The organism is Thalassospira sp. UBA4513 (assembly GCF_002388495.1).
In the GTDB taxonomy this organism is placed as follows: Bacteria; Pseudomonadota; Alphaproteobacteria; order Rhodospirillales; family Thalassospiraceae; genus Thalassospira; species Thalassospira tepidiphila.
In genome coordinates, this window is record NZ_DGMR01000012.1 from 94,104 (window position 1) to 94,369 (window position 266).

General features: G+C 55.3%; 1 pseudogene. It reads left to right on the forward strand.

Annotation, left to right across the window (positions count from 1 at the left end):
* Positions 1–266 (forward strand): annotated as a pseudogene (locus B2T33_RS05470) (transcription termination factor Rho); the annotation flags it as partial.

Sequence of the window (266 nt, forward strand, 5' to 3'; positions counted from 1 at the left end):
AATTTCGATAACCTGACCCCGCTCTATCCTGATGAGCCGCTGAAGATGGAGCGTCAATCAGATCAGGAAGGGGCCAACAAGGACACCACCAACCGCGTGATCGAACTGGTTTCGCCGCTTGGTAAAGGTCAGCGTGCCCTGATCGTCGCACCGCCGCGCACCGGTAAAACCGTGATGCTGCAAAACATTGCGCACGCGATCGAGGAAAACCACCCGGAAGCCTATCTGATCGTTCTTCTGATTGATGAACGCCCGGAAGAAGTGAC